Raw genomic sequence first — 22,256 nt, 5'->3', positions numbered from 1 at the left:
TTTTATTATCGATATAAGAAAAGAACGGCACACGAAGTGAAAAATTTCAAACTGTTTACGAAAGAAATAAATCTATCGATAAAGAAAAGGCAGCTTGGGTTGCAACGCCGCCTTGTCGAATTTGATTGGGTGGGTTAACTCAAACCAATAATATGCCCGTGTTCGTCGATGTCTAATGACATAAAGGCGGGCCTGTCTGGTAGGCCGGGCATGGTCATGACGTTGTCGCACAGCGCATAAACAAAGCCAGCGCCAGCGCAGAGTTTGAGCTCGCGAATCATCACTTCAAATCCACTTGGTGCACCTTTAATTGATGAATTTGTGGTAATAGAGAGCGGCGTCTTCGCGAAACAGACTGACAGGTTTTCGAAGCCTTGTTCGTTCAACTGCTTTAATTGCATTTGAGCTTTGTAACTCAGCATAAATGAACCTGCACCGTAGCCTTTGGTGACAACACTGGTGATCTTGGTCATCAGCGTATCTTCAGCTTGGTACAAAGGCTCAAACAAAGAGGTTTTCTCGCACTGTTTAATGACTTTTTCTGCAAGTTCTTTCGTGCCTTCACCACCTTTAACAAAACCCTCTGAAATCGACACTTCAACATCGTTTGGCAAAGCCTCGATAAGTTCAATAAGCTGCTGTAGTTCTTCGTTAGTATCTTGGGGGAAACGGTTAATCGCGACAACAGCAGGAATACCGTATTTATTAACGTTGTTGATGTGCCACTTTAAGTTCTCAAAGCCTGCGACTAAAGCAACTCGATCTGGTGCGAACAATGAGTCGGGGATAGCTTGACCCGGACGTAAATCGAATTGACCTGAGTTTGCTTTCAGACCGCGCAAGGTTGCCACAATAACAGCACAATCGGGTGTTTTACCCGATGCTTTTGCTTTGATGTTACAGGCTTTTTCAAAACCCATGTCAGAACCAAAACCGCCTTCTGTGACTGTGTATTCGGCTAAACGTGTCGCGATGTCATCGGCAATGATCGATGAATTGCCGTGTGCAATATTTGCGAAAGGTCCTGCATGGATAAGGGTAGGCACGCCTTCTAAAGTCTGCATTAACGTTGGTTTGATCGCTTCTTTCATGCTGACCGTCATCGCGCCAGCGACTTGCAAATCCTCTGTGGTCACTGGGTTACCATCAAAACTGTAGCCAATCACAATTTTGCCGATACGTTGACGCAGGTCTTTAAGGTCGGAAGCCAAGGCAAGAATTGCCATAAGTTCAGACGCTGCGGAAATATCGAAACCATCAGTACGTTCATAACCATTGATGGTTTTACCCATTTCGTTTTGGCCAACCGTTACCATGCGCAGCGCGCGATCGTTATGGTCAACAACACGTTTCCATACCACTTGGTGTGGATCGATTCGTAGCGCTTTAAGCTGTGTTCGACGTTCGAAATCTTCATAGCCGTTACGCTGCTCATGGTAGATACGAGCGTCGATAGCGGCAGAGGCTAGGTTATGGGCGGCGGTCACCGCATGAATATCACCAGTTAAGTGCAGGTTTAATTCTTCCATTGGAGCAACCTGCGAATAACCACCACCTGCAGCACCACCTTTAACGCCAAAGATAGGCCCCATAGAAGGTTGGCGTATACAAGCAAAAACCGACTGATTCAATTTTGCTAATCCCTGCGCTAAACCTATGGTTGTAACAGTTTTACCTTCACCGAGCGGTGTCGGTGTGATGGCCGTTACCAATACAAACTTGCCTACGGGTTTTTCATGCAATCGTTCTAAACATTTTAATGAGACTTTTGCTTTGTAATGGCCGTGACTTTCGTACTCTTCAGCACGTAATCCTGCTTTTTCAGCAACGGCATCAATGTGGCTCAATGGGGTGGAACGGCAAATGTCGATGTCTGATAGCATAAAATCCTCAGAATGTGTTTATGTTTAGTTGAGCAAACGTTTGCGTTGGCATGTTATCTAGAAATAAATCGATGTAAAGTGTTTTTGCGAGAGGATTGTTCGATTGCGGTGATTTTCAAAATTATGCTGATTTGTGTCAAGTCTCGGATAATATTTACTCACTGGAAATGATTAACAACCTTTATAAAGCAGCAAGGTGACCGAGATGATCACCTTGCTGTTGTCATTCTATAACGTCGAGCCATTTATGCCAGCGGTATTGACTATGCCAGCTCTATTAGCTTCTCAACCAGACGTTCGATACCTGATGCGGCTTCTGAAATACTGCCTGCCAACATATAAGCTGGCGTAGAAAGAACGTTGTGTTCATGGTCATAGACGAAGTCATCTACTGGGCAGTTGATGTGATCCCCCCCCATGTGATTGAAAGCGATGGCGGTATCTTTGTCATTCCCAATTGTGCCTTGCACGCCGTGCTCATAAATCATTGGAATAATGGTGGGGGCGATACACAGATACGCGGCTGGTTTACCAGATTGAGCGAATGCTCGACAAGCAGACGCAACATGAGCATTAATGGTGCACTCTGTGCCTTTAACTGCAAAATCAGTTAAGTTTTTTGCCGCGCCAAATCCACCGGGAAGGAGTAACGCATCGTAGTCGTCGGCTTTGAGTTTTTCTACATCGTCTATCTTGCCTCGAACAAGCCGAGCGGCCTCTACCAGAACATTGCGCTTTTCTGTCATCACTTCACCAGTCAGGTGATTGATAACATGCAGTTGTTCGATATTAGGCGCAAAGCAGTGCCAGCTTGCCCCTTGCTTCTCAATGGCATGGAGCGCTAAGACAGCTTCATGAATTTCTGAGCCATCGAAGACACCACAGCCACTTAAAATCACGGCTACTTTTTTCATCGACTTATTCCTTTTGTTAAGCAGGACTTTATTTAAGCTTACGACCTTTTTTCGCTTTGACTTGGTTTTCGGTAGATAATTTTAGCTGAGGATTGGTTGTTAGATCGTCGCACAGATCACAGCTCGAATTTTGCTCACTTTCACTTTGGGATTCTGTGTCACTATCTGGGTAATGTTTTACAACAAACGGAACAAGCATTACAGATGAAGGTAGGAAGTGTTTCATTGCTAATCCAATTGATCTCTAAACAGTGGTTAACAGGTTTTATATGTCGTTAATCGCTGATGTTTATTGTGCTAAATCAGTGAACAGGCCTTTTCTCGCGTTCACCTTTTATTGTTGTGACTCAGAATATACCTTCGTCCCAAACCGGTTTGTCTCTGCCCAATTTGTCCGCAACGAACTCCATAAATGCCCTTACTTTATGTGGAAGATGCTTACGTTCAGGAAACACGGCATAAATAGCGTGTTCGGGCAAAGAATAGGGCGTCATTATGGGCAGCAATTTTCCAGACAAGATGTCTTTGCTCACCAGAAAGGTAGGCAACTGACCCACACCTAAACCTTCGATGAGCGCGCGGCGGATCGCCTCACTGTTGTTCACAATAAAGTTCCCTTTGGGAATCACTTTAAACTCGTTGTGCGCTTGCTCGAATGTCCATTCACTGCCGCCTCTGAAATAGGAGTAAACAAGGCAGTTATGATCGATCAAATCAGAGGGCTTTTTCGGTGAGCCATTACGCTTTATGTATTCAGGTGATGCGCACAAGACGCTTTTGCAATTGACTAGACGCTTTGCCACCAGATTTGAGATAGGTAGGTTGCCAATACGAATGGCGAGGTCGAACTCTCCTTCGATTAAGTCGACCATTTGATCTTCTAGTTGTAGGTCGATAGTGACTTTTGGAAACTGCTCAAGAAATTCGGCAATGATAGGGGCGATGTAAAGCACGCCAAAAGACATTGGGGCGGTTATCTTAAGTTTACCTTTAGGCTCACCTTGCAGCTCGGTAACGGCGTCCATCCCTTGTTGTGCCAAAGCTAGTGCTTGAGAAACATGGTCATAGTAACGCTTGCCTGCTTCAGTCAGGCTCAGCTTTCTTGTTGTACGATTGAGCAGTCGTATACCAAGCTCATCTTCCAACTGGGTAACCCGTTTACTGACAGCCGATTTCGTTACGCCCAGCTTTTCGGCAGCAAGCGAAAAGCTCCCGCATTCGACGACAGCAACGAAAATAGGGATGGTAGAGAAAGTATTGTCCATGATTATTGTTGCCTCTAAATTAACAACAAGTTTCCGTTGATAGAGATTATCATTTTATGGAAAACAATCTACACTAGGCACACCGTTTTTGAGGAGACAGATATGAAGTACGACTGGATATTATTTGATGCTGACGAAACCTTGTTCCATTTCGATGCTTTAAAAGGCATGCAGTTAATGTTTGAACGCAAAGGCGTGAATTTTACACAACAAGATTTTCATCATTATCAGCAGGTTAATAAGCCACTTTGGGTCGATTATCAAAACGGAACCATTACCGCCGAAGAACTTAAGCATATCCGCTTTAAAGCTTGGGCAGAGAAACTCGAGACCACCACAGCGGAATTGAACAGCGCATTCTTAGAAGCGATGGCCGATATCTGCACTTTACTACCGGGTGCAAAAGAGCTGATGGATGCACTAAATGGCAAAGCGAAGCTTGGCATTATTACTAACGGTTTTACTGAACTTCAGGCTATTCGTTTGGAAAGAACTGGTATGACTCAATACTTTGATCATGTTGTGATATCAGAAGAAGTGGGCGTCGCTAAGCCTGATGCAGGTATTTTCCAGCATGCAATGGAGAAAATGGGTAACCCGAGCAAAGAGCGAGTACTGATGGTGGGGGATAATCCTCATTCAGATATCCTTGGTGGCTTAAACTTTGGTATCGAAACCTGTTGGTTGAACGTGCATCAACATGAAAGACCCGAAGGGATTAATGCGCATTATGAAGTGCAATCCTTGCATGAGTTGCGTAGTATTCTGTTAGCGTAATTCTCATCCACAAAAATGGGTGTGCTCACAAGATGTAGGTGAAAGGAATACTGTGCAATACGTGAAAATTAAAGATGCCATCGTTGAACAAATCGACGCTGGCATGTTATCTCCAAGACAGAAGCTACCTTCTGAGCGCAAATTGGCAGAGTCATTTGATACTACTCGCGTAACACTGCGTGAGGCGTTATCGCTACTTGAAGCTGAAGGGCGTGTATTCCGTGAAGACCGACGTGGCTGGTTTATCTCCCCAGATCCACTACGTTATGACCCTACACAAACGCTTAATTTCAATAAGATGGCTGAGGCGCAAAACCGTGTGCCTAAAACTGAGCTGATTGCAGCGAAAGCGATGATCGCCAACAAACAAGCATCAGCACTGCTTGGATTAAAACCCTTCTCGGATATCTATCGAGTGGACAGAGTGCGATACCTTGATGCTCGTCCTGTGGTATTTGTGACTCACTATATTCGCCCTGAGTTGTTCCCTGATCTTTTGTCTCACGACATGTCACAGTCATTAACCGAACTCTATAAAGAACACTACTCGACGCAATACCAGTCGGTACGTTACCGCATTTCGACAAGCTCACTGCTGGGAGAAACTGCACAAGCACTGCGAGCAACCGATGGTACACCAACCATGGTTGTTGAGAGGGTTAATTATGATGCCAATGGTGACGCAATATGTTGCGACATCGAGTATTGGCGTCATGACGCTATCAGTATCGAATCAGTCGCTCAACTCTCCAGATAAACAATCCTAAGAAAGAAAATAGCCTGCATTAGCAGGCTATTTTTATCTGTCTGTTCGCCGTTCGAAAACTAGTGTTGTTCTTCCGCGTCTTGTCGTTTAATCACTTTGTGACCATCTTCGCTCACGCCATTTTTCCAGTAACTGCTGATATAGATGAAATCTCTGTCTATCTCTTTGTCATTGCGGAAGTATTGGCGCAGGGCTTTCATCGAATCAAACTCACACGCGCACCAAACGGCACATTGTCCTTCTAGCCAAACCTGAGCTTTGACCAGATCAACCAATTTATCGCCGTACTCAGCAATGGCCCAAATTACTTTGACGCCTTGTGGTGCTTCAAGTGTTTGCACATCTTCATGTTCGTTAACCTCAATAACTGCATAACCGCACGCATTTTTATCTAGGTTTGCCAGTGTTACCGCCAGTGCTGGTAGTGAAGTCATGTCAGCAGCTAGAAATACCCAATCTGCATTTGGATTCGTGGATTGTCCTTGGCCCGGTCCTGCAATCGAAATGGTGTCGCCTATTTTTGCATTCATTGCCCAACGGGCGGCAAATCCAGACGATGGGTCATGAGTGATATGGCGGACAAAATCGACCACAATGCTGTTTTTCTGTTCATCAAACTCGCGGATTGTATAAGTGCGCATGATTGGTCTTGCGTCTTCATCTAAATCTGAGAGTTGAGTTGAACCTTCTGGTGAGAACAGAAGTTTGATGTAGTCGCCTTCGTTTTGTTTTCCAAAGTGAGCAATAGCATCACCTTGTAATGTAATTCTTTGAATGCTGGGTGAAATTTTTTCAGCGTCAATAACCGTTAACGGGTAAGCGCTTCTTTTATTTTGATTTTTCTGCATAGTAACTTCTTTCGTACTTATAAAAATATATTCGTTTTTTTATTGATTGCGACGCTACTTTAGCTATAAAAATACAGCTTATCAATGATAATAATTGTCATTTACGAAATTTTACATCCAGATATCGGGGGTGATTCTAGAAATAAAAAGCACACATTTTGTGCGTAATTTGAGCATTGTTGCCCCAAATAAGTTCAATAACACTGAATTCGATCGAGATAAGTCTTCTGCTTTACTCGGTTCTGATACTCAAGTGGAGTCGCGCTAACCAGCTTTTTAAATTCACGGAGAAAGTGGGATTGATCGCTAAAACCTAAGTTAAAAGCGAGGTCAGAAAAAGCGACTTTATCGAGATGGTTTATATCGTAAATGGCAGATTGGCAGCGAATTGCACGACAAAATGCTTTGGGTGTGAGCCCGAGATCTGCGCGAAACTGGCGTTGTAGAGTCCGGCTGCAATAACCCGTAAATGTTTCTAGATCCTGAACCTGAATATTTCCCTTCTCATGACAAATTTTGGCGGCGACTTGATGGGTTAAATTGGTGGGCTTTCTACCTTGTTTTCCACGCATAAATTGTTTGGCGATTTGTACCTGCTCTTGAAAAGAACTGGCACTAACAATTTGTTCAACCAGATCCTGAGAATTCAAGACTACATCGACAATATTGCACTGTTTGTTGGTCAATTCTGGAGCTGAAATTTCTATAAAGTCGGGGATAAAACCTGGTACAAAACGCATACCAAAATAGCGATGGTCTTGGTTAAAAGCGACTTCGGTCGCTTCCAAAGTTGTACCGCAAACCAAACCCATAGGGCTGTCGGAATCACAATCAAAAAGCAGGTCAACACAACCGTCTGGAATGGCTGTCGTTGGGGCTTGAGATTTACCCACTTCAAAGCTGTAGAAATGAGAAATAACGGGATTCTCCGTCGTTAAGTTCGTGGCATATTTTTCGGCGCTGAGAACAAACCAAGGTTGTTTGGAGTGTATGTTCGCCACCTGATAGGAGTGAGATGAACTTAACATGATTTCTTGCCTTTCCGTCTGCTTTAAATATTAAAAAATCGTAACGATTTTGTTTCCCTAGTGTTTTCGTGATTAGCAGCAAGTGTGCCAAAAATCAGAATTTAAAAATGGCGGAAAAGATTTTTATCTGTGTCGCAAAAATACAATACGCACAAAAAATCGCTCACTAGTATCGAGTTATCCACTCAAGGAAGAGTCACAAAAATCACGCTAAGGTTTGAACTTTTGTGTTGATGGGAAGGCTACGAGAGAGGACTAACAATTAACCCTATGGATACAGGTGAATGTATGTCAGCAAACACGAAAATTGATTTTATCTATCTCTCTGAAAAGGACATGATCGAAGCAGGCGTAACCAACATGCCTCAATGTGTGGACACGATGGAAGAGATGTTCGCACTGCTATATCGCGGAGATTACCGTATGGCGGGAGCAAACAACGACTCTCATGGTGCAATGATCACTTTCCCGGAAGAGCCTGAATTTGCAACCATGCCAAAACACTCTCCAGACCGCCGTTTGATGGCGATGCCAGCGTACTTAGGCGGTAGTTTCCAAACCTGTGGCGTGAAATGGTATGGCTCTAATATCGCCAACCGAGAAAAAGGTCTACCACGTTCGATTTTGATGTTCACGCTTAACGACGCTGACACCGGCGCTCCGTTGGCTCATATGTCCGCTAACCTGCTTTCCGCATACCGCACTGGCGCTGTTCCGGGGGTAGGTGCTCGTTACCTTGCACGTAAAGATTCAAAAGTGATTGGTTTATTAGGTCCGGGTGTAATGGGTAAGACATCGGTAGCGGCTTTCATGGCTGCATGCCCGCTAATCGATACGCTCAAAGTTAAAGGGCGCGGTAAGAAGAGTCTTGATGATTTTACTACCTGGGTTCACGTTAACTACCCACAAATTACCTCAGTAAAAGTTGTTGATACCATTGAAGATGTTGTCCGTGATGCTGACATCGTTACTTACTGCAACTCCGGTGAGACTGGTGATGTGTCTAGCTATCCAGAAGTAAAACGCAAGTGGGTAAAACCGGGAGCATTCCTCTCAATGCCTGCGTACTGCCGCTTAGATTCCGATCTTGAAAAAGAAGATGTTCGCAAAGTAGCGGATAACCCTGGCCTTTATGACGCATGGTTTGAAGAAGTGCCAAAACCGGCGCACCAATACATTCCAATCATTGGCGTTCGTTTTATGGACATGATTGAAGAAGGCTTAATGAAAAAAGAGCAGTTCGAAGATTTAGGCAAAATCGTCGCTGGGGATGCGGTTGGTCGTCAAAACGATGAGGAGATCATCATTTTGTCGGTAGGCGGTTTACCTGTTGAAGACGTAGCTTGGGGAACGGTTGTTTATCGCAACGCAATTGAACAAGGTATTGGCGTGAAACTGAATCTTTGGGACGAACCTGAGCTGCGTTAATTGAAACGTTTCGCTAGTTACAACCATCAACAAAAACCTATTAGTACTTCACTTTCATTTAGGAAATCAGCATGGCGCAGAACGTCAAAGTTAAAACCGGTTCAAAGTTCGAAGAAATGGGCAGTTATTCACGAGCCGTTGCCGTCGACAATTGGATTTATGTATCGAACACAGCAGGGCGTAATCCCGAAACACAATTGATTAGTGAAAGTGTGCTTGAGCAGACTGAGCAAGTATTTAGCAATATCGAAAGAGCTCTAAAAGCGCTAGATAGTTCGCTCAATGATGTTGTGATGTCACGTGTGTTTATTCAAAACCCAGAAGATGTATCGATTGTTATGGAACTGATTGGCACTAAATTCAGAGGAATAAACCCAGCGACGACAGTTACGTGTCCACCTTTGGGCTCAACCATTTACAAAGTTGAGTTAGAGATAACCGCGTACCGAGGTGCTTCAGGTTTGGAAACACAACAAATCGTCATAGCGTAATGGAGTGTGGATGGGGCGATGCCTCATCCTTTTTAGGATAAAGGATTATGACTAAAACCCTTGAACGAATTCAGACTACAGATGTGATTCCAGAGTCGACTAGTGTAGTGATCATTGGTGGTGGAATTGTTGGTGTTAGTGCAGCACTGACCTTGGCAGAAAGAAATATACCTGTAGTGTTGCTTGAAAAAGGACATATAGCCGGAGAGCAGTCGTCAAGAAACCTTGGTTGGATTCGCAAGACAAACCGACATTTTGATGATGTACCTTTGGCACAAGCGGCAGATAAACTTTGGGCTCAGATGTCACAACGAGTCGGACGTGATGTTGGTTATAAACAAGCAGGCATCATGTTCTTATCCGATTCAGAAGAACAATTGGTGATGCATGAAAGCTGGTTGGAGTCGGTTAAGTCTCTGGAACTGGATTCTCGTATGTTGACGCCTACTGATGTCGACAATATGGTGCAGGGCGGAAAAGGTAAATGGTTGGGGGGGATCTATACTCCTTCAGATGGTCGTGCTGAACCAGCGATTGCAACTAGTGCTATGGCTCAAGCAGCCGTTAACAAGGGCGCTCTTTTAGTTCAGAACTGTGCGGTACGAGGACTAACACGTTCTGCGGGGAAAGTGACAGGCGTTGTCACTGAACAAGGCGAGATTCGATGTCAACAAGTATTGTTAGCTGGTGGCGCATGGTCACGTCGCTTTTTGGACAACGAAGGCATTTCTCTTCCGACATTGCCGCTTATCTGCTCAGTGATGCGCACTAAGCCAATGGAAGGTCCAACTGAGATTGCTGTTGGTGCGTCAAACTTCTCTTTCCGCAAACATCAAGACGGCGGATTCATCATAACTCAACGTGGTGCTTTGGATGCTCCTTTATGTCTCGACCATCTATTAATAGGACACCGATACCTCAGCCAACTTAAGAACCAAAGAAGTTATTTGCGTGTTTCACTCGGCAATTATTTCTTAAAAGATTTAGTAATTTCAAGACGTTGGGACAGTGGTTCAAGCTCACCTTTTGAGAAAGTGAGAACTATTGACCCATTACATAATAGTGGATTAAATCAGGAGGCCTTAACCAATTTACGTAAAGCCTGGCCAGCGTTTGATAGCGCACAGATTGAAGAAGCTTGGGCTGGACAAATCGATGTAACACCAGATTCAAACCCTGTTATTGATCGGATAAAGGATATTCCGGGATTAACCATAGCGACGGGTTTTTCAGGGCATGGCTTTGGTACAGGACCTGCGGCAGGGCAGTTAGCTGCAGATTTAGTTAGCGGTATGAACCCAATCATAGATCCGTCACCTTATCGGTTTGACAGACTATAGATTGAACATTTGGTTTAGGTCATAAGACTCTATTTACAAAAGGAATTTGGATATGAGCGACACTATATACTCACGCAAAATTGCTACCGCTGGAGGATCAGCGGATAAAACAAAAATCAATAAAATGGGATTACCAACCATGATGGCGATCTGCATCGGCCTTGTCATTGTGCAAGGCGCGATGATCTCCGCAACGCAGGGTATCGGTATCGGTGGAATGGCGTTTGTTGCAGCGATGGTTTGTGCATACATATTGGCGCAATTTAACGCGATGAGTTTTGCGGAACTGTCTCTGATGTTTCCTCAAGAAGGCACGTTAGCCACATACACGCAGAAAGCGATAGGTCACTTTCCGGCAATAGTGTCTGTTTTTTCGGGTTATGTGGTGGTCGCGATTTTGGCATTACCTGTCGAAATGTTCTTGGTAGATGCAATGTTGTCAGAATTACTGCCGGGTTTATTCCCCGCAAAGTTAGTGCCGATTGCGATTTTGGTTATTTTAAGTGTCACCAACCTGATTGGTGCTGACGTGTTTGCGAAAGTTCAAAATATGTTAGCGTTTGTATTGGTCAGTGCACTTATTCTGATTGGAATCTTTGCTATTACTGGTGCTAGTGAACCACATCCAGTTCTAAATGGAGACAGTGTTGACTGGAGTTTCGGCGGTGTGCTGGATGGCAGTTTTGTCGGCTTAATCGCATTAGCGATGTGGCTGATGGTTGGTGTTGAGTTTATTTGTCCAATGATCAATGAAGTGCAGAATCCGACAAAGAATATACCGCGTGCCATGCACTGGTCATTGACGATGATATTTGCCATTTTTCTAGCATTTGCTTACGGTGCCACGCTGTATCTGGATACTGAAACATTGGTTACGTCACCGATTCCTTACCTGAATTATGCAAATGGTGTGTTTGGTCAAAGCGGTTTGTTAGTCGCTACTGTGATGGCACTGACGGCGACATGCAGTACGATTAATACGATTCTGGCTTCTATTCCTAGAATGTTGCACGGCATGGCGATGCAAGGACAAGCGTTCCCTCAGCTAAAAGCAAAGAACCGCTACGATGTTCCGTGGGCTGGTGTGGTTATGATTGCATCATGCACAGCGATAGCGTTCATGTTGGTTAATATTGATTCACTGATTGTGTTGGTTATTGCTGCAACCACAAGCTGGTTACTGGCTTACATGGTGGCACATATTGACGTGATTGTATTACGTAAGAAACTGCCTAATCAAAATCGTCCTTATAAATCGCCTTTCTTCCCCATTCCACAGATTCTCGGCATCGTTGCTATGGGGTATGTCGCGCTTCATAACTCACCATCTGAAGAGATGACACAAATGGTATACAGCGTTGCGGGCGGTATCTTGCTGCTTATCAGCTTCATTGGTGCGCTTTGGGTTAAATTCTATATGAAGCGTGGTCTGTTTACACCTGATATGAACTAACCAAGATATTCGTTCTTTTATATCTAAAGCCAACAGTGGCCAGCGCTGTTGGCTTTTGTCACTTCATCATAGGTATAAATTTATAAACGTATTGTTGATTATTTCTCATTGAATACGTCATTGCTCTAATTCGCGATGGTAATCATACTGAATCCAGTATTTAGAAGGTTAGATAAATTGATTCGATTCAGATAAGGGGTTGCCATGTTAGTTGACGGTAAATGGACAAAAGATTGGAAAGCAATGCAGAAAGCTGACGAGAAAGGACGTTTTGTTCGACAAGTCTCCAGTTTTCGTAACTGGATAACACCGGATGGCAGCGCTGGCCCAACTGGTACTAGTGGTTTCAAAGCTGAAGCGGGGCGTTATCGTCTATACGTTGCTTATATTTGTCCTTGGGCTTCACGGACATTGATGGCTCGTAAGCTTAAAGGTTTAGATGAGTACATCGAAGTTACAGTGGTGAACCCTGTGATGACTAACCAAGGCTGGAGCTTTTCGCAATACGCAGGTTCTGACACTGATCCACTGTTTAATTCGAACTACCTCCATGAAATATACACCCGAGCGGATTCACGTTTTACTGGTCGTGCGACCGTTCCTGTATTGTGGGACATGAAACAGAATGTGATGGTAAATAACGAGAGCGCAGATATATTGCGTATGTTAGATACCGCATTCGAACACTTAGTGCCGTCAGATGTTCGTTTGTACCCAGAGCAATACACAAGTGAAATTGATGAGCTGAATCTTCGTATCTATGACCTGCTAAACAATGGTGTTTATAAAGCGGGCTTTACGCAGTCTCAGGAGTCTTATCTAGAAGCGGTAACCGGCGTTTTCTCAATGCTCGACGAGCTTGAACAACGTCTGGAAGGTCAAGATTATCTGGTGGGCAATCAGTTAACAGAAACCGATGTTCGCACGTTTGTCACCCTGATTCGTTTTGATGCCGCTTATCATGGGTTGTTTAAGACTAACTTCAAACGTATTGCAGATTACAAAAATCTATCTGCTTATATGGAGCAAATCTTACGCTTGCCCGGTGTTATTGATACGGTAAATATGGACCATATCATCACTGGCTATTACTCAATCAAAGATCTTAATCCTTCCGGTGTGCGGCCAATCGGACCAAAACACATTGATGATTTGCTTCGCTCTTTAGGGCACTAAAACAAAAGGCAGCTTTAGCTGCCTTTGTTGTTTTCTACCCTAAACCACCTTCTATGAAGGTGGTGATTGTCCTTTTGGGCTTTGCCCGAAAGGCGTTAAGGTTAAGGGATAGAGTATACAAATAACGCTTAAAGGTTATGATTCGGCAAAAATACGGAGTGTAATGGATGCTCTTTGTCGTAGAAGTTGAATACTAAAGCGCACACTGACGCTAGTTTATAACTTGATGTGTTATAGCCCCCTTATAGGGGGCCATTCAAAGCCACCTGCTATGCAGGTGGATTTTTACTCACGACTGAGTGAATAGCTGCGTACTTATTGCTTATCTTTTTCTTGGCGGTTTTCGTAGTATTCCCACTGTTCGACCTTCTCATCATCTGAGAGCACACAATATGTTACACGTTTATCGTTCTCAGTTACCATTGCGAGTTTTCCGCCTTGCTGTACACAGTAGAGTGAGGCAGGGCTCGTGGTTGCTTCATACTCCTTCACAGCGTATTCATCTGGTTCGTTTGAGCAGCCAACAAGTAGTGCACTACCTATTAAAGCTGAAATCACAAAACTGTGTTTTTTCATCGGGTATCTCCATGGGCTTATTGAGTTTATTTTAAATTGGTTCTGCTTGGTGTTTCAGCGGTTTGGCCTTCCGTCATGTACTCTTCTTCACATTCACAAATGTGTACTTAACGCGACCATTTAGAAACGAGCTGTAACTTCAAGTGATTACGCCATATGGAAATTGTAGAATATTTTTTTAAAAACCATTGTCTTAAGTTTGTTAAAAAAAACATGCTGTCTAAAATTAAGGCATAGTGCTTTCTTGAGTTGAGCATCAATAGCGGTGAAAGCATGAGGGGAAGAATGACGAGTATAAAAAATTTAGGGGATTAACCAATGGCGGATAACAAATATCGGCTTGTCACCCGAAGTGACTTTGACGGATTGGTTTGCGCAGTGTTTCTCAAAAAACTTAACTTAATTAACGACATCAAGTTTGTGCATCCCAAAGATATGCAAGACGGCAAGATAGCGATAACAGAAAACGATATCACCACCAACTTACCTTATGTTGAAAACGCCTTTCTGATATTTGACCACCACCTTTCTGAAACCATTCGCAATACAGAACCCAGACTTAATCACATTATCGATCCAAATGCGCCTTCTGCGGCGCGAGTGGTATGGGACTACTACGGTGGGCTGGATGTCTTTCCTGAAGCATGGTTGGAAATGATGGAAGCGGTGGACAAAGGTGATTCCGCTCAGTTCACACGTGATGAAGTACTGGATTCTACGGGTTGGAACCTGCTTAACTTTTTGATGGATGCGAGAACTGGATTGGGGCGGTTTCGCGATTTCAGAATTTCAAACTATAACCTGATGATGGATCTGATTGATTACTGTGGTAACCACACCATTGAGCAAATTCTCGATCTGCCTGATGTGAGAGAACGGATCGAGTTGTATCGAGAGCACGAAAACAAGTTTAAAGAGCAAGTTATGAAGTGCGGCACCGTGTATAGAAATCTGGTGGTGTTAGATCTAACCGAAGAAGAAGTGATTTACGCTGGCAACCGTTTTATCATTTATGCCCTTTACCCGCAGTGTAATATTTCAATTCATAAAATGTGGGGTTTCCAAAAGCAAAACATCGTGTTTGCCACAGGTAAATCCATCTTTGATCGCAGCTCAAAAACCAACGTAGGCGAGCTAATGCTTGAATATGGAGGCGGTGGTCACCACGCAGCGGGGACTTGTCAGATCGATGTGGATCTCGCACCGAAAGTTGAGCAAGAGTTGATTAAGCGAATCACCGCAGATGGTTGAAATCAAGGCTTGTTCCAAGTGACTTATGCCCCGTTTAACGGGGCTTTTTTATGTTAGAATTCGCGCCGAGAAATTTAAGGGAACCACCATGAGACATTTACAAACTGCCGTTCATCCTGATGTCGAACGCTTAAGCCAGTACACAGTGCTACAACGCAAAGCAACAAGAGCGATTGTGATTGATGGCGAAGATATCTTAATGTTGTATACCGAGCGATATCATGACTACACACTTCCGGGTGGCGGGTTAGATGACGGTGAAGATGTGCTTGCGGGTTTGGTACGCGAGCTGGAAGAAGAAACCGGAGCAAAGAATATCCATTCCATCAAGCCTTATGGTATCTACGAGGAGTTTCGCCCTTGGTACAAAAATGATTTTGATGTGATGCATATGATCTCGTATTGCTACACCTGCAAGATTGATCGCGAACTGGGCAACACCAAATTTGAAGACTACGAAATACGCAATGGCATGGAACCTCGTTGGATTAATATTCACCAAGCGATAGCTCACAACGAAAAAACCATTCTAGAAAGCCCGAAAAAGGGGATGAGTATTGAGCGCGAAACCTATTTGCTGCGTTTGATTGCTCAAGAAATGCTCTGATATCTCTAAAGCGTGAGACATGAACATAAGAAACCGCTGAAATGTAGATTTGTTGCAACTTGCTAACGCTTTGGCGGTTTCGTTCTGTGGAAACTTCTCTATACTTATCCAAGTGACTGAATTATTAATAATATCCTGCATTATCCGGATATGAGCTATGTAATATGGCGTCGGGTAACTCAGTGTCATTTTGATAAATAGAAGGATTCGCGGAATGGGAAATGCCAAACCACTTGTTTTAGGGATTGTGCTTACTGCAATTAGCCACTTTGCTTTGGCGGACGTTATCGAAACCACTCGATTGGTTGGATTTGGTGAAGCAAAGTATCCGCAAGACTTTACTCATTTTGATTACGTCAATCCTGATGCTCCCAAGTACGGAAAAATCACTTACGGACAGGTCGGTACTTACGATAATTTTAACCGTTATGCTTCACGCGGTGTGCCTGCGATATACACAGGTGAACTTTATGACACCTTGATGTATTCACCAACCGATGAAATTGACTCTTATTACCCCCTTATCACTGAAAAAGTTCGCTATTCCGATGATTACACCTGGCTTGAGTTAGACATTAATCCTAAAGCTCGCTTTCAGGATGGAGAGCCCATTACCGCAGCCGATGTGGAATTCACCTTCAACAAGTTCATGACTGAAGGCGTACCTCAGTACCGCGTCTATTACAAAGAGATCAAATCCGTTAAGGCGATAGCACCACTGACCGTGCGTATTGAAATGTCGGAACCCAATAGAGAAAAGTTGTTTAGCTTTGCTCAAGGAACCCGAGTGTTACCCGAACATTTCTGGAAAGACAAAAACTTCGCAGAGCCTTTAAATGAGCCACCAGTAGGTAGCGGCCCATACAAAATCTCGGACTACAAAATGGGTCAGAGCGTGACGTATCAGTTGGATGACAACTACTGGGCCAAGGATCTCCCCGTCAATGTTGGGCGCAACAACTTCAAGCAAGTTCAATATGACTATTACCGAGATGATACGGTGATGCTTGAGGCCTTTAAGGCAGGTGAGTTTGATTTACGTCAGGAGAGCCAAGCTAAATTTTGGGCGACATCTTACACTGGCGTTAACTTCGACAATGGCTTTATCAAGAAAGAAGAAATTGAGCACAATGCGCCCGCCAGTACACAAGGTTTTGTGTTCAACACGCAAAGACCGGTATTCCAAGACGTGCGAGTTCGTGAAGCTCTGAACTATGCGATGGATTTTGAGTGGATGAACAAGAACATGTTCTATAGCCAATACTCTCGCACTCGCAGTTATTTCCAAAACACTGACTATGAAGCGAAAGGCTTACCCAGCGAAGAAGAGTTAGCTATTCTCAACCCAGTTAAACAAGCGATTCCACCCAGAGTATTTACTGAAGAGTATCAACCGCCAGTGACGGACGGCAGTGGACGTATCCGTACCCAAATGAGAACCGCTTTTGCGTTGTTAAAAAGCGCAGGTTGGGAGCTGAAAGATAAAGTGATGGTGAACGCTAAAACTGGCGAACCAATGACCTTTGAACTGCTTATCTACAACCCGACCACTGAGCGTATCGCGATACCGTTGCAAAAAAATCTCAAACTGATGGGGATTGAGATGAAAATTCGCACTGTTGATAACACGCAATATATTAAGCGACTACGTGACCGCGATTTCGATATGGTCTCCTCATCTTACTTTGCTAATCCATTCCCAAGTTCTAACCTGATGATTGTATGGAACTCAAACTACATAGATTCAACCTACAACACTGCTGGTGTAATGGATCCTGTCATTGATGATCTTACGTTTCAGATTTCCAAAAATCAGGAACAACCGAAAAAGCTGTTAAGTTTAGGCCGAGCGCTTGACCGAATTCTACAGTGGAACTTCTATATCATTCCTCAGTGGCATTCGAGTCTTTATCGTGTAGCGATGTGGGATAAGTTTGAGCGACCAAGTGTGATGCCGAAATACGATTTGGGCTTAGATACTTGGTGGATCTCGAAAGAGAAAGCCGAAAAACTGCCTGAAAAACGTCGATAAGAGGTTATATGGCTGCCTATATTTTTCGTCGTCTGTTGTTGGTTATTCCTACGTTGTGGGCAATCATCACTATCAACTTTTTTATCATCCAAATTGCACCGGGTGGTCCTGTAGAGCAAGCTATCGCTCAGTTAGAAGGACAAACATCCGGTGTCATGGAGCGCTTCTCTGGTGGCGGTCAGGAAGTCGATTTGTCGAGTGCAGACAACAGCAATGGCAGTGGATACAAAGGCTCTCGTGGTTTGGATCCAGAGGTGGTAGAAGCGATAAAGCGTCAGTTTGGGTTTGATAAGCCTTTACATGTGCGTTATTTCGATATGTTGAAAAACTACGTCACGTTTAACTTCGGTGAAAGTCTGTTCCGTGGCGGTAACGTGATTGATTTGATTGTCGACCGTCTGCCTGTCTCTATATCTCTGGGATTATGGAGCACCTTAATCATCTACCTAATTTCCATCCCGCTGGGAATAATGAAGGCGATACATCATGGGTCCCGCTTTGATATTTGGTCGAGCGCGCTAGTGATTGTCGGCTACGCCATTCCCGGATTTTTGTTCGCTATCATTCTGATCATCTTGTTCGCCAGTGGTAACTACTTTAGTTGGTTTCCTTTGCGCGGTTTGGTTTCGGATAACTTCGACAGCCTTACTTGGTACCAACAGGTTATCGACTATTTCTGGCATCTCGCGTTGCCAACGTGCGCTATGGTGATTGGTGGATTCGCAACATTGAGCATGTTGACCAAGAACTCGTTTCTGGATGAGATAAACAAACAGTATGTCGTAACCGCTCGTGCAAAAGGGCTGGATGAGGGCAGTATTCTGTATAAGCATGTGTTCCGTAACGCCATGCTGATCATCATTGCTGGTTTCCCAAGCGCTTTTATCAGTATTTTCTTTACGGGCTCTATGTTGATTGAAGTGATGTTTTCTCTGGAAGGAATTGGCTTATTGGGGTTTGAATCTACCATTCAAAGGGATTATCCGGTGGTATTTAGTTCACTGTATATCATGACTTTGCTTGGGCTAGTGCTCGGTATTATTTCGGATTTAACTTATACATGGGTTGATCCGCGCATTGATTTTGAGGCGCGCTGATTGTGATAGTAAAAAATGGGGCGCTACGAAAAAACGCAACAGCAAATCCGCTAACCATAGCGCGTTGGCAGAGATTTAAAGCCAATCGCCGTGGCTTCTGGTCACTGTGGCTGTTTTCACTTTTGTTTATTGTCAGCCTATTTGCGGAAGTGATTGCAAACGACAAGCCGCTGTTTATTTCTTACGATAATCAGTGGTTCTTCCCTGTGTCTAATGCTTATGCTGAGACACGTTTCGGCGGCGAGTTTGAAACTGAAGCGGACTATACCGACCCTTATGTTATCGAATTGATTGAAGAGAAAGGTTATATCATTTGGCCTGTCATCCGCTTTAGTTACGACACGATTAACTTCAATATTCAAGGTTCGGTGCCATCTGCTCCTGATGCTGTGAACTGGTTAGGCACGGATGACAAAGGACGAGACGTACTTGCTCGGATCATTTATGGCTTTCGCATTTCCGTTTTGTTTGGATTTGTATTAACAGTCGTGTCCTCGTTTGTTGGGGTGATTGTTGGTGCGACTCAAGGATATTACGGCGGCTGGCTAGATTTGCTAGGGCAGCGCTTTATTGAAGTGTGGTCTGGTTTGCCAACGCTGTTTTTACTCATCATTTTATCCAGCTTTGTGGAACCTAATTTTTGGTGGTTACTGGGGATCATGGTGCTGTTTAGCTGGATGAGTTTGGTTGGTGTTGTTCGTGCGGAGTTTTTGCGTTGCAGAAATTTTGATTATGTTCGCGCGGCGCAAGCGATGGGAGTGAGTGATTCGCGCATTATGCTGCGTCATATGTTGCCAAACGCTATGGTGGCTTCACTGACTATGATGCCGTTTATTCTTTCTGGCTCAGTAACGACATTAACTTCTTTAGATTTCTTAGGTTTTGGTCTTCCAGCGGGTTCGCCGTCATTGGGTGAATTGCTTGCGCAGGGCAAAGCGAACTTACAAGCTCCGTGGCTCGGAATTTCTGCGTTTGTCGTGCTTTCTATGATGCTAACTCTACTTGTTTTTATTGGCGAAGCTGTGCGTGACGCCTTTGATCCAAATATGCAAAGGAGAGGATAGATGAGCGAACATTCGTTAAAAATCGAAAGCCTGCTTAAAATCGAAAACCTCTCTGTGGGTTTTGGTCGTGGTGACGCTATTGAGAAAGTCACAGAGCAAGTTTCTTTCTCCATCAATAAAGGCGAAACACTGGCGCTGGTGGGAGAGAGTGGCTCTGGGAAATCGGTCACTGCCAATGCAATATTAAAGTTGTTACCGAAGGGGTCTGCTCACTATCTTGAGGGTAATATCCAGTTTTCAGGGTTAGATACGCTTAGCTGTTCTGAACGACAACTGAGAGGCATTCGTGGTGGGCGCATTGGTATGATATTCCAAGAGCCTATGGTCTCGTTGAATCCTCTGCATAAGATTGGCAAGCAGTTGGTGGAAACACTGGCCATTCATCGTGGCGTGAGGCAGAAAAAAGCCGAAGAGCAGGCAATTGGCTGGTTAGCGAAAGTCGGTATTCGTCATCCCGAACAAAAGATCAATGCTTATCCTCACGAACTTTCTGGTGGCGAGCGGCAAAGAGTAATGATAGCGATGGCGTTGATTAACGAACCCGAGTTATTAATTGCCGATGAGCCAACCACTGCACTTGATGTCTCTGTACAGGCGCAAATACTCGACTTGCTGAAAGAGTTACAACAAGAGCTAGGAATGGCAATGCTGTTCATTACTCATGACTTAAGTATTGTCAGACGGATTGCTGATCGTGTTGCGGTTATGCAGCACGGCAAGCTGGTGGAAATAGAAGCGTGTAAAACGCTTTTCTCCGCACCAAAACATCCATATACCAAGTTGCTAATCGAATCCGATCCGCGCGGTGTACCCGTTAACGTCGGCATAAACAGTCCAAGTTTGCTGACCACAGAGCAGTTAAAAGTATGGTTCCCGATAAGAGGGGGGCTACTAAGAAAAACCATTGCGCATATTAAAGCGGTCACTGATATGAAATTTGACCTGAAAAAAGGACATTCGATTGGTTTAGTGGGTGAAAGTGGCTCGGGGAAATCAACCACAGGGATGGCGATATTAAAACTGGTGGAATCCGAGGGTTCTATTCGCTACCAAGGAAACGAGCTGCAAGGGCTAGACAGAAAAAGCATGTTGCCTTACCGCAGTCGAATGCAGGTAGTTTTCCAAGATCCCTTTTCGGCGTTAAACCCTCGAATGTCTGTAGCTCAAGTGATTGGCGAAGGTTTGCGAGTGCATTTTGAACATGACGAGCAAACCATTGATCAGCTTATTTGTGAAGTAATGAAAGAGGTCGATCTCGACCCTGAAACTCGCTATCGCTATCCGAACGAGTTCTCTGGCGGGCAAAGGCAACGCATTGCTATCGCGAGGGCGCTAATATTAAAGCCGGAGTTTATATTGCTTGATGAGCCGACTTCTTCGCTTGATCGTACGGTTCAGGCGCAGGTGTTGGATTTGCTCAAATCTCTGCAAGAGAAGTATGGCTTAACTTATTTGTTTATCAGTCACGACCTCAACGTAGTGAAGTCTCTGTGCCATTACACAATTGTGATGAAGCAAGGAAAAATTGTTGAGCAAGGGGAAACACAAACTTTGTTTAACAAGCCCTCGCATCCCTATACTCAAGAGCTGGTGAACCTGTCTACGTTTTGATTCTTGGTCAGGCTTTGATCAACATAAGTAAAGTGGTCAAAGCCATTTCTAAATCTTCATTGCGCTTGGCTTTTCCGAGCACTCGCATGCCTTGCATCTGTGTTAGGACAAGCTGAGCCAAGCCTCGTGGATCATGAGATGCGCGCAGCTTACTCTGGCGTTGAGCGTTGCTAATCGCTCTCGAAATTATCTCTATCAAGTGGTCAAAAAGAAAATGGCCTTTCTGTAATACGGTGTCATCGGTTCCTGCATGTTCCACAAGGGCGTTTTGCATAAAACAGCCACGGTTGTTCAGCCTTTGTATTTCAGAAAATTGTTTAAGAAATTGTTCCAGTTCTTCGAGTGAAGCGTCCTGGTTTTCCAATGACGACAGCGTAGGAATAGAAACGCTTGATAGGTATTTCTCCAATGCTTCGTAATACAAATTTTGCTTATCACCGAAAGAGTTATAAAGGCTAAAACGGTTGATTTGTAATGAATCAATCAGGTCAGAGATCGCAGTATTGGCATAGCCTTTCTGCCAGAATAGCTCCATCGCTTGAACAAGCTTTTCGTCTCTATCAAAGTTACTTTTTCTCGCCATATCGCTGGTCTCATCTGCAATAATTAATTCTTGACTGATCGTTTAGAAAACGAATAAAGTCTAACC

Annotated in this window: 21 protein-coding genes; 13 read left to right on the top strand and 8 right to left on the bottom strand. The window is 44.1% G+C overall.

Features of this window, described 5'->3' with window-relative positions:
• Positions 1-134: 134 nt before the first annotated feature.
• The 4 genes from AAGA51_RS18485 to AAGA51_RS18470 all read right to left on the bottom strand — a co-directional run bounded on the left by AAGA51_RS18485 (position 135) and on the right by AAGA51_RS18470 (position 4,062).
• The gene (locus AAGA51_RS18485; RefSeq protein ID WP_042483163.1) at positions 135-1,883 is read right to left on the bottom strand and encodes a formate--tetrahydrofolate ligase; all 1,749 of its coding nucleotides are present in this window, start codon (positions 1,881-1,883) and stop codon (positions 135-137) included.
• Between the two features lie 263 nt (positions 1,884-2,146).
• Entirely contained in the window at positions 2,147-2,797 is a 651-nt protein-coding gene (gene elbB, locus AAGA51_RS18480; protein ID WP_042483166.1) for an isoprenoid biosynthesis glyoxalase ElbB, read from the bottom strand.
• 28 nt (positions 2,798-2,825) lie between these two features.
• The gene (locus AAGA51_RS18475) at positions 2,826-3,023 is read right to left on the bottom strand and encodes a hypothetical protein (protein WP_042483170.1); all 198 of its coding nucleotides are present in this window, start codon (positions 3,021-3,023) and stop codon (positions 2,826-2,828) included.
• Between the two features lie 121 nt (positions 3,024-3,144).
• A complete protein-coding gene (locus AAGA51_RS18470; protein WP_042483171.1) occupies positions 3,145-4,062 on the bottom strand; it encodes a LysR family transcriptional regulator in 918 nt (305 codons plus the stop codon).
• 102 nt (positions 4,063-4,164) lie between these two features.
• Here AAGA51_RS18470 and yjjG point away from each other — a divergent pair, with 102 nt between their 5' ends.
• Both yjjG and phnR read left to right on the top strand, forming a co-directional pair.
• Positions 4,165-4,839 (top strand): pyrimidine 5'-nucleotidase, encoded by a 675-nt coding sequence (yjjG, locus tag AAGA51_RS18465; protein ID WP_042483174.1) that lies wholly within the window; start codon positions 4,165-4,167, stop codon positions 4,837-4,839.
• Positions 4,840-4,891: 52 nt separating this feature from the next.
• Positions 4,892-5,596, top strand: coding sequence for a phosphonate utilization transcriptional regulator PhnR (gene phnR / locus AAGA51_RS18460; protein ID WP_042483177.1), 705 nt, complete (start codon positions 4,892-4,894; stop codon positions 5,594-5,596).
• A gap of 68 nt (positions 5,597-5,664) precedes the next feature.
• Here the strand turns inward: phnR and AAGA51_RS18455 are convergent, their stop codons facing one another.
• Complete coding sequence (locus AAGA51_RS18455) at positions 5,665-6,453, bottom strand: siderophore-interacting protein (RefSeq protein ID WP_042483180.1); 789 nt, start codon at positions 6,451-6,453, stop codon at positions 5,665-5,667.
• Between the two features lie 194 nt (positions 6,454-6,647).
• The gene (locus AAGA51_RS18450; protein ID WP_042483182.1) at positions 6,648-7,481 is read right to left on the bottom strand and encodes a helix-turn-helix domain-containing protein; all 834 of its coding nucleotides are present in this window, start codon (positions 7,479-7,481) and stop codon (positions 6,648-6,650) included.
• Between the two features lie 288 nt (positions 7,482-7,769).
• On the opposite strand from AAGA51_RS18450, the gene AAGA51_RS18445 reads away from it, so the two are divergent.
• The 5 genes from AAGA51_RS18445 to AAGA51_RS18425 all read left to right on the top strand — a co-directional run bounded on the left by AAGA51_RS18445 (position 7,770) and on the right by AAGA51_RS18425 (position 13,369).
• A complete protein-coding gene (locus AAGA51_RS18445) occupies positions 7,770-8,909 on the top strand; it encodes a tyramine oxidase subunit B (protein WP_042483184.1) in 1,140 nt (379 codons plus the stop codon).
• A gap of 71 nt (positions 8,910-8,980) precedes the next feature.
• Complete coding sequence (locus AAGA51_RS18440; protein WP_042483188.1) at positions 8,981-9,400, top strand: RidA family protein; 420 nt, start codon at positions 8,981-8,983, stop codon at positions 9,398-9,400.
• Positions 9,401-9,447: 47 nt separating this feature from the next.
• Positions 9,448-10,740, top strand: coding sequence for an NAD(P)/FAD-dependent oxidoreductase (locus tag AAGA51_RS18435; protein ID WP_042483191.1), 1,293 nt, complete (start codon positions 9,448-9,450; stop codon positions 10,738-10,740).
• Positions 10,741-10,792: 52 nt separating this feature from the next.
• The gene (locus AAGA51_RS18430; RefSeq protein ID WP_042483194.1) at positions 10,793-12,193 is read left to right on the top strand and encodes an APC family permease; all 1,401 of its coding nucleotides are present in this window, start codon (positions 10,793-10,795) and stop codon (positions 12,191-12,193) included.
• Between the two features lie 204 nt (positions 12,194-12,397).
• Positions 12,398-13,369 carry a glutathione S-transferase family protein gene (locus AAGA51_RS18425; protein WP_042483197.1) on the top strand — a complete coding sequence of 324 codons (972 nt, stop codon included), beginning with the start codon at positions 12,398-12,400 and terminating at the stop codon, positions 13,367-13,369.
• Between the two features lie 315 nt (positions 13,370-13,684).
• Here the strand turns inward: AAGA51_RS18425 and AAGA51_RS18420 are convergent, their stop codons facing one another.
• Entirely contained in the window at positions 13,685-13,945 is a 261-nt protein-coding gene (locus AAGA51_RS18420) for a putative hemolysin (protein WP_042483200.1), read from the bottom strand.
• Positions 13,946-14,263: 318 nt separating this feature from the next.
• Between AAGA51_RS18420 and AAGA51_RS18415 the strand changes: the two genes are divergently transcribed.
• From AAGA51_RS18415 to AAGA51_RS18390, 6 genes are all read left to right on the top strand, one after another.
• Positions 14,264-15,196, top strand: a complete 933-nt coding sequence (locus tag AAGA51_RS18415) for an exopolyphosphatase (RefSeq protein WP_042483204.1) — start codon at positions 14,264-14,266, stop codon at positions 15,194-15,196.
• A gap of 88 nt (positions 15,197-15,284) precedes the next feature.
• Positions 15,285-15,803: an NUDIX hydrolase gene (locus tag AAGA51_RS18410; RefSeq protein WP_042483205.1), complete on the top strand. Its 519-nt coding sequence runs from the start codon at positions 15,285-15,287 to the stop codon at positions 15,801-15,803.
• 214 nt (positions 15,804-16,017) lie between these two features.
• Positions 16,018-17,835 carry an extracellular solute-binding protein gene (locus tag AAGA51_RS18405; protein ID WP_042483208.1) on the top strand — a complete coding sequence of 606 codons (1,818 nt, stop codon included), beginning with the start codon at positions 16,018-16,020 and terminating at the stop codon, positions 17,833-17,835.
• Positions 17,836-17,843: 8 nt separating this feature from the next.
• Positions 17,844-18,932, top strand: a complete 1,089-nt coding sequence (locus AAGA51_RS18400) for a microcin C ABC transporter permease YejB (protein WP_042483211.1) — start codon at positions 17,844-17,846, stop codon at positions 18,930-18,932.
• A gap of 5 nt (positions 18,933-18,937) precedes the next feature.
• A complete protein-coding gene (locus tag AAGA51_RS18395) occupies positions 18,938-19,996 on the top strand; it encodes an ABC transporter permease (protein ID WP_042483448.1) in 1,059 nt (352 codons plus the stop codon).
• Positions 19,997-21,607 (top strand): ABC transporter ATP-binding protein, encoded by a 1,611-nt coding sequence (locus AAGA51_RS18390; RefSeq protein ID WP_042483215.1) that lies wholly within the window; start codon positions 19,997-19,999, stop codon positions 21,605-21,607.
• A gap of 7 nt (positions 21,608-21,614) precedes the next feature.
• On the opposite strand, the gene AAGA51_RS18385 is transcribed toward AAGA51_RS18390, so the two are convergent.
• Positions 21,615-22,190, bottom strand: a complete 576-nt coding sequence (locus AAGA51_RS18385; protein ID WP_042483218.1) for a TetR/AcrR family transcriptional regulator — start codon at positions 22,188-22,190, stop codon at positions 21,615-21,617.
• Between the last annotated feature and the right edge of the window lie 66 nt (positions 22,191-22,256).

Origin of the sequence: Vibrio diazotrophicus, assembly GCF_038452265.1 — a bacterium.
Classification (GTDB): domain Bacteria; phylum Pseudomonadota; class Gammaproteobacteria; order Enterobacterales; family Vibrionaceae; genus Vibrio; species Vibrio diazotrophicus.
The sequence above is the reverse complement of the archived record's forward strand: the minus strand, read 5'-3'. Positions and strand labels throughout refer to the sequence as shown.

Excerpts from the sequence above, each read along its gene's own strand:
- AAGA51_RS18485 (WP_042483163.1), bottom strand. The coding sequence starts at position 1,883 with ATGCTATCAGACATCGACATTTGCCGTTCCACCCCATTGAGCCACATT.
- elbB (WP_042483166.1), bottom strand. The coding sequence starts at position 2,797 with ATGAAAAAAGTAGCCGTGATTTTAAGTGGCTGTGGTGTCTTCGATGGC.
- AAGA51_RS18475 (WP_042483170.1), bottom strand. The coding sequence starts at position 3,023 with ATGAAACACTTCCTACCTTCATCTGTAATGCTTGTTCCGTTTGTTGTA.
- AAGA51_RS18470 (WP_042483171.1), bottom strand. The coding sequence starts at position 4,062 with ATGGACAATACTTTCTCTACCATCCCTATTTTCGTTGCTGTCGTCGAA.
- yjjG (WP_042483174.1), top strand. The coding sequence starts at position 4,165 with ATGAAGTACGACTGGATATTATTTGATGCTGACGAAACCTTGTTCCAT.
- AAGA51_RS18455 (WP_042483180.1), bottom strand. The coding sequence starts at position 6,453 with ATGCAGAAAAATCAAAATAAAAGAAGCGCTTACCCGTTAACGGTTATT.
- AAGA51_RS18450 (WP_042483182.1), bottom strand. The coding sequence starts at position 7,481 with ATGTTAAGTTCATCTCACTCCTATCAGGTGGCGAACATACACTCCAAA.
- AAGA51_RS18445 (WP_042483184.1), top strand. The coding sequence starts at position 7,770 with ATGTCAGCAAACACGAAAATTGATTTTATCTATCTCTCTGAAAAGGAC.
- AAGA51_RS18440 (WP_042483188.1), top strand. The coding sequence starts at position 8,981 with ATGGCGCAGAACGTCAAAGTTAAAACCGGTTCAAAGTTCGAAGAAATG.
- AAGA51_RS18435 (WP_042483191.1), top strand. The coding sequence starts at position 9,448 with ATGACTAAAACCCTTGAACGAATTCAGACTACAGATGTGATTCCAGAG.
- AAGA51_RS18430 (WP_042483194.1), top strand. The coding sequence starts at position 10,793 with ATGAGCGACACTATATACTCACGCAAAATTGCTACCGCTGGAGGATCA.
- AAGA51_RS18425 (WP_042483197.1), top strand. The coding sequence starts at position 12,398 with ATGTTAGTTGACGGTAAATGGACAAAAGATTGGAAAGCAATGCAGAAA.
- AAGA51_RS18420 (WP_042483200.1), bottom strand. The coding sequence starts at position 13,945 with ATGAAAAAACACAGTTTTGTGATTTCAGCTTTAATAGGTAGTGCACTA.
- AAGA51_RS18415 (WP_042483204.1), top strand. The coding sequence starts at position 14,264 with ATGGCGGATAACAAATATCGGCTTGTCACCCGAAGTGACTTTGACGGA.
- AAGA51_RS18410 (WP_042483205.1), top strand. The coding sequence starts at position 15,285 with ATGAGACATTTACAAACTGCCGTTCATCCTGATGTCGAACGCTTAAGC.
- AAGA51_RS18405 (WP_042483208.1), top strand. The coding sequence starts at position 16,018 with ATGGGAAATGCCAAACCACTTGTTTTAGGGATTGTGCTTACTGCAATT.
- AAGA51_RS18400 (WP_042483211.1), top strand. The coding sequence starts at position 17,844 with ATGGCTGCCTATATTTTTCGTCGTCTGTTGTTGGTTATTCCTACGTTG.
- AAGA51_RS18390 (WP_042483215.1), top strand. The coding sequence starts at position 19,997 with ATGAGCGAACATTCGTTAAAAATCGAAAGCCTGCTTAAAATCGAAAAC.
- AAGA51_RS18385 (WP_042483218.1), bottom strand. The coding sequence starts at position 22,190 with ATGGCGAGAAAAAGTAACTTTGATAGAGACGAAAAGCTTGTTCAAGCG.